The following is a 14,239-nucleotide window of genomic DNA, read 5'->3' on the forward strand; positions in this document are numbered from 1 at the left end:
TGGAATGTTTGCTGATTATAATTTAGTCTTAAAACAGATGATTGACTTTGATATAATTGTATAAGTATACAAAGTCTTATCGTATTTATTGTAAGCCGAAAAAGATTGATTACGTCCTTCTTTTGGATATCCTTCTAATTCTTCACCTGTTTTCTGATAAGCATGAATCTTGTTTTGAAGATAATCTAAAACAGTACAAATAGATTTTTCTTCAATATAATTAAAGCTTCCAATTTCATTAAATGGCAATTGCTTACTGAAGATAATATCATGATTGTGATTCAAGACTTTGAATGAATTGTTTTGGGCAATTACAATGTGGTCAGCGTTAACACTGAATAATTTCCCATCATCAAGCATTTTTACATTGTCATTTGTTCCGCTGGATTTCAATAGCTGACTGTAAACTTTTCCGTCCTTTTCAAAGTAAGAAATTATTTTTCCATTGTGCTTTATTGAATATTGTGCACTTGTATTGCCTATTAAACTCGCTTTGGCAGGTGTTTCAAGATAACCCAAGATTTGTTGAAATTCTGAATTAATAGCCCAAACACGCAGGTTTCCTCTAATATTTAATCCATAAGGAGTGGAAACAATGGCTTCTTTTCCAAGCTGAATAATATTTAATTCCTGACCTGCGCTGTTCAGCATAATGATTTCGCCTTTCTCATTTCCGATTAAGAATCGTTTTGTTCCATTCCAAACAAAATCACTGATGTTAGATGTCAACGCATATTCGGATTGATAAGGGAATCCTCCAACCGTATTTCCATTTAAGTCCAATAAATGAATTTGTTTATTGGTTATAATAAGGAATTGATGCTTATTGTTATCAAAAACATCAATCACTTGAACTTTTCCTTTGATCGGCGTTTTTAAATCTCCTTTCCAAATTGAATTTCCGTTTGGACTGATGAGTTCATATTTTCCAGAACTACTGTAGCTCAAAACAGAAGTTCCTTTTCTTAAATGATCTGTAATTGGAGCTAAATTAAATGGTTCATGATCAACTGAAGCAGACCAAGTGGTTTTGTCCTGAACGCTTAACTGCTCGTTTGGTGGTTTTGTATTGACCTCAAACAAAAGTTTATCTTTCCATGTTAAACTCGCTTTTTTGTCTGTTGAGATATCTCGTAAATTTACATTGGAAGGTAAACCTCCAAAAAATTGTTCTAGTCTTTCCGGACTCAATGCAAGTGTTTTTCCCAATTGATAATCGACTAGGATTTTTCTAGCTGTACTTTTTGAATCTACAAATAATACCTTGTCTTCAATTTCAATAACATAAATACGAGAATTCTTCTTCGCTGGAAAATCTGCTGTCAATTGAAAACCTGTAAATGAATGCATGTCCTCCACAACTATCACAGAGTCTTCACTTTTAGATTGTTCAATTAAAATTAAACTAGGTTTTTGCTGCGATCGGTAATCACTTACAATAATGTGTTGACCTTCATAATCTAAACTTACAAATCCATTATCAACCCAAAGATTCATTGGGCTATTTTTAAAAACTGAATCCGTTGCTGCTGCATAAAAGCGTTCTTTAAATAAATAAGATGAGCTTGTATAAGGAATTACAGAGGCAAACATTGGAATATCTTGAATTGCTTCTCCATAAATTGATCTTGGATCACTAGATCTGTATTCGAAAAAACCTTTGTTTAAATTGTAAACATCTGTTCGTTTCCATTGTGTTTCTTCTTTAACCCAAAAGTTAGCCGAAGCTTTTTTATCTCCTTCAATTAAAAATTGAATTGGTTCTTTATGATTACACGGAACATAGTTTTGAGATATCATCAAATGGCCACCTTCATTTTTAAAATCTAGATTATTTAATTTGAAATGAGATTTAATTAAATCAACCTCTTCTTTTTTCCATTTAGAATCTTTTTCAAAAATAACGATTGGTCGATTTCCACTCACATAAACTTTTGCGTTTAAGTAATTCAAAGAATCTAAATGATTCAAAGACAGCGCTAAAGGGTTGGCCTTTACTGCGGTGAAGTAATTGGCGTCTTTTGTTTCACTGTATTTATTAATTAATAAAATAGACGCGTCCTCATCACAAAAAACTTGTTCAGGATTGATGGAATTATCGGTGTTAAGCCACAGCTCATAACTAGAATATCCAATCCAGAGAACAGCACCTAAAACAATGCAAATAAGAAGAAAACGTTTCATTCAGCTATTTTTTTCAAATCTAAAGTTTAAAAATAAACAATTGTAAGGCTTTGAAGCTTTTTATTAACGATTTATTGTTTTTATAGGTACAGAGTACAACAACGAGGAATCTCTTTTTTGTTATTTCGAAAGTGAAAAGACTTCTAAAGCACGAGTCATTATGATTTAATGTGGTGAATATCTAATTTCCTTAATCCAGATTCGGTAGAAGCTTAAAAGATTTCCTGTGGTATTTTGTAATCCCATTTTCAATCAAAGCTAATTTATGTTCTTTAGTAGGATAACCTTTATTTTTTTGCCAATTGTAAGCGGGTTCTTTTAAATGTAAATCTCTCATGAAATCGTCTCGTGCTTCTTTTGCTAAAATTGAAGCTGCTGCAATACTTTGGAATAATGTATCCCCTTTAATAATACATTCATGCTTAATTTCAGGATATGGGTTAAATCGATTTCCGTCTATTAGCAAGAGTTCTGGTCGAATTTTTAAAACATCTACCGCTTTATGCATAGCCAGAAAACTCGCATTAAGAATATTAATTTCATCGATTTTTTCTTGATCTACAAAAGCAATTCCATAAGCAAGTGCTTTCTCCTTAATTAATGGAACAAGTTCTTGGCGTTTCTTTTCCGTAAGTTGCTTGGAATCATTTAATGCATCTATTCCATGATTTTTTGGTAGAATTACTGCTGCAGCGACTACAGGTCCTGCAAGGCAGCCTCTTCCAGCCTCATCACAACCTGCTTCTATTTTATTTGGATCAAAAAATGGATTCATTTATTTCTATTTGCACAAAAATGGAGATTTTATTTGGCATGTGGTTTGCTTTTATCTTTCTAATTATAACTAAGAAATAAAAAAAAAGAAGACTAATTCATTGTAAAAGCAACTTTTTATCCGCAACTTTAGTCTTATTATTAAAATGTAGAACTATGAAAAAATTAATTATACTTTTCGCCATACTGATATTCGCTGGTGTAGGTTTCGCACAAACCGCTACGGTTAGTGGAACAGCAGTAACTTTAAAGAAAAATCTTTCAGAGGATTTTGTAGAATTTAAATTGCCTAGTGAAGTAACAAACGACGTAGTTGAAAAATCTGCGCAGTATTATACAGACTATTTTACAGTAGATTTTAATGATAAAACTAAAATTGCAAGAGTTAATCTTCTTAGTCAAGATGAACAAGCAAAAAGAGTAATTTCAAGATTCTTACTTTCTATAGGAGTTAGAACTGTATCTTTTGAAGCTAAAGATTATACGATTATGGAGTTTTATTCTAACTTCTTAGAATAAAAATCAACAAAATATTTAAAATGAAGCTCACCATTTGGTGGGCTTTTTTTATGGTTTAACTTGAAAATTTTGATTCAAGTAATCTTAAGCAAACTTTAAGATTACTTATTTCCTTATGACTTATTTTTATTCAATCTTTGTATTATGAGAATATTAATAGTAGAAGATGAAAAAGGTATAGCCGATTTTCTCCAACAAGGATTGGAAGAAGAGTCTTTTACTGTTGATGTCACTTATTCTGGAAATGAGGGATTATCGAAGGCTCTATCAGGTGAATATGATTTATTGATTTTGGACTGGATGCTACCTGAGCAAAGTGGAATTGAGATTTGCACCCAGTTTCGTAAAGAATTTAAAGAAACACCTGTTATATTTCTTACCGCAAAAGATACTGTGCAAGAAACTATAACTGGATTACAGGTTGGAGCTAATGATTATATTAAAAAACCGTTTGATTTTAAAGAGCTCTTAGAACGGGTTAGAGTGCAACTAAGAACAAATTCAAGTGATTTAAGTGAGTTGATACTTGGCTCTATTGTATTGAATTTAGATGCGCACACGGTTTTTAAGGGTGATGAGAAAATTGCATTGACCCAAAAAGAATTTTCATTATTAGAATTGCTCGTTAGGAATAAAGGAAAAGTATGTACAAGAACAAACATAATTGAAAGTGTTTGGGATATCCACTTCGATTATAACACGGGTGTTATAGATGTTTTTATCAATTCCTTACGTAAAAAATTAAAGATTACTGATGCAGAAAATTACATTCAAACCGTTAGGGGGATTGGATATATAGCCAACGATATATGAGTTTAAATTTTAAAAAACGAATTGCATTTCATTTTATAGTTGCTACTGCGATAGTAATTGCTGTAGTTTTTGGAATTGTATATTTGATTGTTCAACAAACTGTTTATCGGAATATTGATAATGATTTATCTTTTGAGGCCAACAAGCATACTAAAGAAATTTATCAAACAGAAGATGGGATAAAATTCATACATAAAGGCGAATGGGAAGAAACTGAACATAGAGAGGTTCAAGTAAATCCGGTTTTTATTCAATTAACAAATAAACTTGGAGAGGTTACGGATAAGTCTCCCAACCTTAAAGAAGATCAATTAATTTTTAAAAATGAGAATAAATATGGAGATCACTTCAATACCAAGTTAAAAGAAAGGTTTATTCGTCAAGCCCAAATACCCATTGAGAAAAATGGTAAAATTAACGGATACATAATCGCAGCAATGTCTTTAGATGGTTCGTTAATGGTGCTTGAAAATTTAAGGAACACACTTTTATTTCTTTTTCCAATAGTATTAATTGGTCTATTCTTTATTTCCTCTTTTCTAGCTGGAAAAAGTATTTCCCCAGTGGTATTGATAACAAATACTGCCAACCGAATAACGAAGAATAATTTAAACGAACGAATTGAACTCCCTCAGAATGAAGATGAATTATATGATTTATCTAGTTCCATAAACTCATTAATTGATCGATTAGGAAAAGCATTAGAGAGAGAAAAACAGTTTACATCAGATGCTTCGCATGAACTGAGGACGCCAATCTCCATAATTAAAGGAACATTAGAAGTGTTAATTCGAAAAGATCGTAATGTAGAGGAATACCGAGAAAAGATAAATTATAGTTTAAAAGAGTTAGATAGAATGGCAATTATGATAGAACAATTGCTGGTCTTGGCAAGGTTTGATTCAAATACAGAATTAGCTACCAATGCTACTTCTTCCATTGTTGATATCATGAATCAGATAATTATTCAAAGAACGCCTTCTATTTTAGATAAGAATATTGACTTAGTTATACATACGGAAGATGGAGAAGAAACGGAACTGAATACTTTTCATACGCATCTAATTTTGGATAACATTCTAAGCAATGCTATCAAATATTCTCATTTGAATGGAAAAATAGAAATTTCAATTCGAGGAAATTCAAATGCTGTTTCTTGCCAGATAAAAGATTATGGAATCGGTATTAAGAAGTCTGATATACAAAGTCTTTACACTCCATTTTTTAGATCAGATGCATTAAATCACAAAGATATAAAAGGGGTCGGATTAGGACTTTCTATTGTCCAGAAAGCTGCAGCGGTATGTAATGCAGAAATACTAATTCATAGTGATTTAGGTAAAGGAACAGCAGTAGATATAAGATTTTAGACATTAGACATTAGATGTTAGAAAAAAAGATAAGAAGTCTATTGTCTAACATCTACTGTCTAACATCTACTATCTAACATCTGTTGTCTAACATCTATTGTCTAACATCTACTGTCTAACATCTACTATCTAACATCTATTGTCTAACATCTATTGTCTAACATCTACTGTCTAACATCTATTTTTAATCCATAGTGGTTCAGTTTTCAAAATGATAATATCGAACCTAAAATCGTCTTCATTTTGTAAAATCTTAAGCTAATCTTAAGGGAAGTTCAACATACTCTCTAGGTATTAGTTACCATATTTGTATTCAGATTAATAACTCCATTCCAATGTTCGAAAAAATAATCAATTTTAGTCTACAAAATAAGTTAGTTGTATTACTCTTTACCGCTTTTATTATTGGTACAGGTACATATTCTTTAATGAATATTCCAATTGGAGCAGTTCCTGATATTACCAATAATCAAGTTCAGGTAATCACAACCTCTCGAAATTTAGCTACGCAAGATGTCGAGAAATTTTTGACCTATCCTGTAGAATTAGAAATGGCCAACTTACCTAACGTAAAAGAAATTCGTTCGGTATCAAAATTTGGTTTATCAGTAGTTACGATTGTATTTGATGATAAAATTGGAACCTATCTGCCGCGACAGTTAATTGCCGAAAAAATCAAGAACGCTGAAGAAAAAATCCCAAATGGATTTGGAACTCCTTTTATGGGGCCTATAACAACTGGTCTGGGGGAAATTTATCAATATGTTTTAGATGTTGATCCAGAACACAAAGGCGAGTATTCTATAACCGAGCTAAGAACAATTCAAGATTGGATTGTAAAAAGACAGTTGTCAGGAATACCAGGCGTAGTGGAAGTAAATACTTGGGGTGGCTTTTTAAAGCAATACGAAGTGGCTGTTGACCCAATGCGTCTTCGATCAATGGATATTTCTATCTCTGAAATCTTCACTGCTTTAGAAAATAACAACAGTGTTGCTGGTGGAGGTTATATTGAAAAAGGAAACGAAAGTTATTTCATTAGAGGAGAAGGATTGGCAAATTCTATTGAAGATATCGAAAATATAGTCGTAACAATAAGAGATAATCAACCTATTTACGTTAAGGATATTGCGAAAGTTGGATTTGGAGCTGCGAATCGTTTTGGAGCAATCACTGGAAATGGTGAAGGAGAAAAAGTATTGGGTCAAGTGATGATGCTAAAAGGAGCAGACTCTAAAAAAGTCATTGATGCTGTAAAAGCGAGGGTTGAAGAAATAGAAAGTTCGCTTCCAGAAGGGGTTCATATTAATGCGTTTTTGGAAAGAAGTGAATTAATTGCTAAAACTACTTTCACGGTGAGTGAAAACCTTATTCTTGGTTGTTTAATTGTGATTTTTGTAGTCGTACTTTTATTAGGTAATCTGCGCTCAGGATTAGTTGTTGCATCAGTTATTCCGTTGTGCTTAGCTTTCGCATTAACACTCATGTATATTTTTGGAGTAGATGCCAATTTAATGAGTTTGGGAGCGATAGATTTTGGTATAATCATAGATGGAGCTGTTATTATTGTAGAGTTTATTGCCTATAAAATAACCTCTGAACGTTTGGCGATAAATAAATTACCTAAAGGAGAAAGAAGAGCGTTTATTGACAAAGTAACCTTGGCAGGAACATCCAAAATGATGCGTTCGGCTGTGTTTGGTCAAATTATTATAATCATCGTTTTCATCCCTATTTTATCTTTAGTCAATGTAGAGGGGAAAATGTTTAGACCCATGGCGCTGGTATTTTGTTTTGCGCTTATTGGAGCTATGATACTTTGTTTTACATACGTTCCTGTAATGGCGTCATTGTTTTTAAAACCTACAAACCCTGATAAAAAGAATATTTCAACGCGATTGGTTGGTTTCTTAGGAAGAATTTATAAACCAATAATTATTTGGGCCCTTAGGAAAAAAGCAATTGTGCTTAGTGGTGCAGGAGTGTTATTGGTTATTGTGTATATTCTTTTTGGTCGAATGGGTGGAGAATTTGTGCCGACATTAGATGAAGGAGATCTTGTTATTCAACCGGTATTAAAAACAGGTACTTCACTCACAAAAACAGTTGAAACGACAACCCAAATTGAGAAAATTTTAATGACTTTTCCTGAAGTAAAGCAAGTCGTTTCAAGAATTGGTGCCGCAGAAGTGCCAACGGATCCTATGTCGATGGAAGAAAGTGATGTTATTGTTAGATTAATACCGAAAAAAGAATGGGTAACAGCACAATCCAAAGATGAATTAATAGATAAATTCAAAGAAGCTTTAACTGATATTGCGGGAATAGATTATGAATTCACGCAACCTATTGAGATGAGGTTTAATGAGTTAATTACTGGAGTGAGAGCTGACTTAGCGATAAAAATATTTGGAGAGGATTTGGATGTGTTATTTCAAACAGCTACTGAAATTGAAAAAGCCATACAGAATGTTGAAGGAGCTTCAGATATTATAGTGGAAAAAGTTGCCGGTTTACCACAAATGACGGTAACGTATGACCGCAAGAAAATTGGTAAGTATGGATTGAATATCGCAGAATTAAACAATGTACTTACGATGGGCTTTGCAGGAATCCCTTCAGGGACTATATTTGAAGGTGAAAAACAATTTGATTTAGTCGTTCGTTTTGATGAGGAAAATAGAAAAGACATTTCAAATATTGAAACTACTTCGATACAATTACCAAATGGAAACACCTTGCCTTTTTCAGAGTTTGCAACAATTAGCTACACTAAAGGGCCTGCGAAAATATCTAGAGACAATACAAAAAGAAGAATTGTAATTGGTGTGAATGTAAGAAATCGTGATTTGGAATCCGTAGTGAAGGATGTACAAAGCATAGTTGAAAATAAAATTCAGATCCCGAAAGGTTATACAGTTGAATATGGAGGGCAATTTGAAAATCTACGCTCAGCAAAAGATAGATTGATGGTGGCTGTTCCGATAGCCTTATTACTTATCTTTTTCTTACTTTATTTTGCTTTCAAATCAGTGAAGGAGGCGCTCATGATTTATAGTGCAATCCCTCTCTCAGCAGTAGGAGGAGTTTTATTTCTTTATATGAGAGATTTACCTTTTAGTATTTCTGCAGGAGTTGGATTTATTGCCTTATTTGGTATTGCAGTATTGAACGGAATTGTGCTTATTGAACAGTTTAAAGAGCTAAAAGCAGAAGGAGTGACCAACATCAATAAAAGAATAATTATGGGAACACAATTAAGATTAAGACCCGTTTTATTAACGGCTTCAGCCGCTGCCTTAGGGTTCCTTCCTATGGCTATATCTACCAATGCTGGTGCAGAAGTACAGCGACCTCTTGCTACTGTAGTTATCGGAGGATTAATCACTGCGACGCTACTTACGCTTGTTGTATTGCCTGTTCTTTACGCAATGTTTGATAAAAAAGTTAAAACGCCTAAAATAAGTATGAATAAAATTTCAATCGTAGTAATTTTTCTTAGTCTAGGCTCTTTTATACAAGCTCAACACGTTGAAGTTTCTCTTCAAGAGGCAATAGCTTTTGGAATTGAAAATAACAAAGGATTAAAGTCATCTAAGAAGCTAGTGAATATGAATCAAGAATTAGAAGGAACAGCTTATTCAATTGATAAAACAGACATATATTACAGTTTTGACGAAAATAATTTAGCGCCAAATAACTTACCTCTGAATGTATTTGGTGTAAGTCAAACAATAAGATTTCCAACATTTTATGCTTCACAAAAGAAAGTGTTTGAACAACAAACTGCTGTTGCTGAATCCAAATATCAAATGGATGAACAATTCTTAGAAAAAGGAATAGCTAAAGCTTATTATACTGCTTCACATTGGCAAAAAATGGTGGATAATTATACGTATTTGGATAGTATATATCAAAGATTTGCAGAAGCTGCTCTTCAAAAATATGAAGTGGGAGAATCGAATAATTTAGAACTATTGTTGGCCCAATCAAAATCAAAAGAATTTGGCGTCACATTATTTCAAAGTCAAATGAATTATGAAAAGTCACTTGTGCAATTGAATAAATGGATCCAATCCGATACGAACTATACGATTTCAAACGATTTGATTGGAAATGTTAGTCTAATGCCTCTGGATACTAATAACAACGCATTTCTTCAGTACTTAGACCAATCAAGGGTGTTAAGTGAAAAACAACTTACTGCAAATAAAAGAAACCTTATGCCAGATTTAAAAATAGGAGTGTATCAAGGAAGTAATAATGGTTTGTCTCCTAATCGATTTTATGGTGTTCAAGCAGGAATTGCAGTTCCTCTATTTTATGGTGCAGACAGAGCTAAAATTAAAGCGTCCAAGATGGAAATTATGGTTAAACAAAATGATTTTGAAAATTACTCCACCCAAATTCAAGCAAATTATCAAACACTAATTAATGAATTAAAGGCTTACAAAAGTGGTATAGATTACTACAATAATTTTGGAGAAAACTTATTTTCAGAAACGCTATTAAACGCAAACATCGCTTATAAAGCAGGAGAGATAGATTATTTACAATACATCACCTTGTTAGATCATGCCAATACAATTAAAATTAATTACTTACAGAATAATTTCTTCTATAATTTAACCGTGATTGAAGCAAATCATATACTTAATTAACAATACTTAATACGAATAGAAATGAAAATAATACAATATATAATTCCGATTTTGGTGCTACCCATTTTAATTTCATGCGGAGGGGAAGACACAAATATGAATAAAGAAATAGAGAACGAAGAAATTTCAAATTCCATAGTCATTACTCCTCCCCAATTTGAACTTGGTAAAATGGAGTTAGGGACTTTTAGCAATCAAACCTTTCATAAAATTGTAAAAGCAAATGGTATGTTGGATGTGCCACCAGAAAACAAATCTACAGTAAGTGCATATTTCGGAGGATATGTTAAAAACATCTCGTTATTGCAAGGGCAAAAAATCGCAAAAGGTCAGACACTTTTCACTTTAGAAAGTCCAGATTATATTCAAGTCCAACAAGATTTTTTAGAATCAAAAAGTCAATTGAGCTATTTGAAATCAGATTATGAAAGACAAAAAGAACTTTCATCAAGCAATGTGAGTTCTCAGAAAACTTTTCTTAAAGCAGAATCTGATTATAAAACAACTTTAGCAAGGTATGAGTCTTTAAAAATGAAACTTCAGCTAATGAATATTAATTCTAATAGTGTGACAGAACTTAATTTAAGTTCAACTATCGCTGTAAAAGCTCCAATCTCTGGATTTGTAACCTCTGTATTGGCAACAAAAGGAATGTTTCTTAATCCATCAGATATTGCACTAACAATTATGAATACAGATCACATGCATATCGAATTAAATATCTTTGAACAAGACTTAACAAGTGTGGCTATTGGTCAGGAGGTTTCTTTTAGTTTTGAGAATGGACGCACTCCATACGAAGCAGTAGTGCATTTAATTAATAAAGCGATAGACACAGAAAAACGCACGGTTAAAGTGCATTGTCACTTTAAAAATGAAAGTGATGCTCTTTCTTTAACTCCAGGGATGTTTGTTGAGGCAGAAATTTATGCTTCAACTGATTCATCTCTTGCGCTACCAATAAACTCAGTGGTGTCGATTGAAAATAAATCGTATGTATTGTTACAGAAGAAAAGCTCAAAAGATCAGCTAGAATTTGAAAAAGTAGAAGTAAAAGTAGGACAAACTAATCGGGATTATATTGAGATTTTAAATGCAGGTGACTTTGGGAAAAAGGCTCAGATTTTAACCTATGGTGCGTTTAATTTGATTCAAGAATAATGAAATAAACAAAAACAATATAGAGGTAAAGGCTTAAAGATTAAGACTTAAAAGTATACCTTAGTGACGCAGTCAAGTATTTATAGAGAATCAATATTTAACAATTAAAAATTATAATTATGAACGGAGCACATTTACATTTAATCACGAATCATTTACCAATCGTAGGAATTATTATAGGGACATTAGTATTGATTGTTGGTCTTCTGCTTAAAAAAGACCAAATAAAACAAACAGGACTTGGAATCAATGTCTTTTCAGCAATTACTTCCATATTTGCTTTCCTTTCTGGTGAAAAAGCAGAAGATGTTGTTGAGGAGATAAAAGGAATTAGTGAAACATTAATACACACTCATGAAGAAGTCGCAGAATTGTTTTTCACACTTTCATTAATTCTAGGCGCGCTCTCTTTAATCACATTATACCTTTCAGTTAAAGTTAATAAATACGCGAAGTTTGGATACTTTATCGTTTTAGCTTTATCATTGGTACTCATCGTTATCGGTAAGCAAGTAGGAACTAGTGGAGGAGAAATTAGACATACTGAAATTAGAGCTGAAAATACAGTTATTTCAGAAGAGGATCATTAGAAATAGCTAGGTTCGCTTAAACCTAGCTGTTTTTATTTTTAAGTTCTCAACCTCAAAAGCACTTCATCCAACGACTGAGTTGGGGCTTGACAACTAAAATTCTCACAAACATAAAATGTACTTTCTTTTGTGAATGATTTGTCATCCAAAAACGGAATATTCATTTTTTTTCCTCCAGCAAATAATGCATTAGGGACATAATTATTTCCTAATTCAAAACGCTTTTCTACAGCATCTTCTCCTGTAATGGCTACTTCATAAAACGATTCTGTAAATGAAAGTGCCAACATTCCCCAGTTTGAATAACCAGAACCATAGCTAGGCATTTGATCATATAAATTGGAGAGCATTTGTTTAGACATTTCCTTGTATTTCTCTAAATGGTAAAACTTGCTGAGTTGGAATAGATTTCTTGCCATTATACTGTTAGAAGCTGGAATAACATTATCATTTACTTCTAATTTTCTTGTCAATAAATCCGTGTCTTTATCTGTGAAGAAGAACATTTTCGATTTTTCATCAAAGAAATGTTGTATTGTGAAATCTGTTAATTGTGCAGCTTTATCAATCCAAATCTCTTCAAATGTTGCTTCGTAAAGTGCAATAAAAGCATCAATCACGTTGGCATAATCCTCTAGAAAGCCATTAATTTTTGAAATACCATCTTTTCTGGTGCGGTACAATTGTCCTGTTTTCTCATTGAATTGATGATCAAGAATCCAAGTAGATGTTTTCTTAGCATCTTGAATATAAGTATCATTTTGTAGCGCCAACCCTGAATCAACTAAGCCCTTTATTGCCATAGCATTCCAAGAAGTCAGTTGTTTGTCATCTAATCCCGGACGAATTCTTTTATTGCGGACTTTATTTAAAATATGATGCACTTTTTCCAATTGCTTTTCAAAATCAGTGATTTCAATATTCTTTAATTCACACCATTCTTTTTTGGTATAAGTTCGCAGTAAAATATAAACGCCATCTTCCCAATATCCTTTTGGATTTACGTTATAGAATTCAGCAAACCATTCATAATTTTCAGCTAAAATTTCTTTTAATTCTTCTTTCGTCCAAGTGTAATATTTTCCTTCTACACCTTCTGAATCTGCATCAAGAGCAGAGTAGAAACCATTGTCAGCATCTCTCATTTCGCGCAATAACCAATTTATAGTTTGATCTATTACGTCTTTATAAAGTGCATCATTCGAATGTTGATAGCCTTTCGCATAAAGTGATAAGAGTTGACCATTGTCATAAAGCATTTTCTCAAAGTGAGGTGCTTTCCATAAATCGTCGACAGAATAACGGGAGAATCCACCGCCTAACTGATCATAAATTCCACCCAAAGCCATTTTTCTTAATGTTTTGTGTGAATGATTGATTACAGTTAGGTCATTCTTCTGAACTCCATACCTCAGTAAAAATTCATAATTATTGGGCAATGGAAATTTAGGAGCTCTGTTATTTCCTCCTTCATCAAAATCGAAATTCTGTTTCCATTTTTGAACCATTTCTTTAATGCGAATCGGGTCAAATTCATTAATTGTTGGAACAGCTTCTATCAACTCAGAATTGATTACACCTTCCGTTAGTTTTTCAGCATATTCAAGAACACGTTTTTTATCTTTCGTAAAAGTATTCCAAAGCTGGTGAATGATATCCATCCATTGTTCTTTCTTAAAATATGTTCCGCCAAAAAAAGGCCTTCCATCAGGAAGTGCAAAACAATTTAAAGGCCAACCACCTTGTTGGGTCATGAGCTGAACTGCATTCATGTAGATTTGATCAACATCTGGACGTTCTTCTCTGTCTACTTTTATGCAGATTAGATGTTTATTCATTAACTCTGCAACTTCTTCATTTTCGAAACTTTCACGTTCCATGACATGACACCAATGACAAGCAGAATAACCCACACTAATTAAAACCAGTTTGTTTTCTTTCTTTGCTTTATCAAAAGCAGCCTCACTCCATTCAACCCAATTTACAGGGTTGTGTGCATGTTGCAATAAATAAGGACTGCTCGAATTAATTAATTCATTGGTGTGCTTTGCCATTTTATTTTATGTTAATCTACATTTTATGGGTCTTAGAAATAGATAGAACCATGCTCCCGATTTGCCATCGGAATTAGCTTCTAAAAAACCTTTATACCAGAGATTAGAAAAGA

General features: G+C 32.8%; 9 protein-coding genes. 6 read left to right on the forward strand and 3 right to left on the reverse strand.

The features are described from left to right. Positions 1-15 precede the first annotated feature (15 nt). Positions 16-2,184 (reverse strand): hypothetical protein, encoded by a 2,169-nt coding sequence (locus ERX46_RS03315; RefSeq protein ID WP_130092403.1) that lies wholly within the window; start codon positions 2,182-2,184, stop codon positions 16-18. A gap of 190 nt (positions 2,185-2,374) precedes the next feature. Next, positions 2,375-2,959, reverse strand: a complete 585-nt coding sequence (locus ERX46_RS03320; protein ID WP_130092404.1) for a ribonuclease HII — start codon at positions 2,957-2,959, stop codon at positions 2,375-2,377. Positions 2,960-3,114: 155 nt separating this feature from the next. Between ERX46_RS03320 and ERX46_RS03325 the strand changes: the two genes are divergently transcribed. From ERX46_RS03325 to ERX46_RS03350, 6 genes are all read left to right on the forward strand, one after another. Continuing rightward, entirely contained in the window at positions 3,115-3,477 is a 363-nt protein-coding gene (locus ERX46_RS03325) for a hypothetical protein (RefSeq protein ID WP_130092405.1), read from the forward strand. Between the two features lie 144 nt (positions 3,478-3,621). Continuing rightward, on the forward strand, positions 3,622-4,290 hold the full coding sequence (locus ERX46_RS03330) for a response regulator transcription factor (RefSeq protein WP_130092406.1): 669 nt from the start codon (positions 3,622-3,624) through the stop codon (positions 4,288-4,290). Continuing rightward, positions 4,287-5,660 (forward strand): sensor histidine kinase, encoded by a 1,374-nt coding sequence (locus ERX46_RS03335; protein ID WP_130092407.1) that lies wholly within the window; start codon positions 4,287-4,289, stop codon positions 5,658-5,660. Before ERX46_RS03330 ends, ERX46_RS03335 begins: the two co-directional genes overlap by 4 nt. 335 nt (positions 5,661-5,995) lie before the next feature. Beyond that, positions 5,996-10,321 carry a CusA/CzcA family heavy metal efflux RND transporter gene (locus ERX46_RS03340; protein WP_130092408.1) on the forward strand — a complete coding sequence of 1,442 codons (4,326 nt, stop codon included), beginning with the start codon at positions 5,996-5,998 and terminating at the stop codon, positions 10,319-10,321. A 21-nt stretch (positions 10,322-10,342) separates the two neighbouring features. Then, positions 10,343-11,482, forward strand: a complete 1,140-nt coding sequence (locus ERX46_RS03345) for an efflux RND transporter periplasmic adaptor subunit (RefSeq protein ID WP_130092409.1) — start codon at positions 10,343-10,345, stop codon at positions 11,480-11,482. A gap of 119 nt (positions 11,483-11,601) precedes the next feature. Next, entirely contained in the window at positions 11,602-12,072 is a 471-nt protein-coding gene (locus ERX46_RS03350; RefSeq protein ID WP_130092410.1) for a DUF2231 domain-containing protein, read from the forward strand. 38 nt (positions 12,073-12,110) lie between these two features. Here ERX46_RS03350 and ERX46_RS03355 read toward each other — a convergent pair whose 3' ends face one another. Further along, positions 12,111-14,126, reverse strand: coding sequence for a thioredoxin domain-containing protein (locus tag ERX46_RS03355; RefSeq protein ID WP_130092411.1), 2,016 nt, complete (start codon positions 14,124-14,126; stop codon positions 12,111-12,113). Positions 14,127-14,239 lie beyond the last annotated feature (113 nt).

It is taken from the genome of Brumimicrobium glaciale (assembly GCF_004152935.1).
Lineage (GTDB): Bacteria > Bacteroidota > Bacteroidia > Flavobacteriales_D > Crocinitomicaceae > Brumimicrobium > Brumimicrobium glaciale.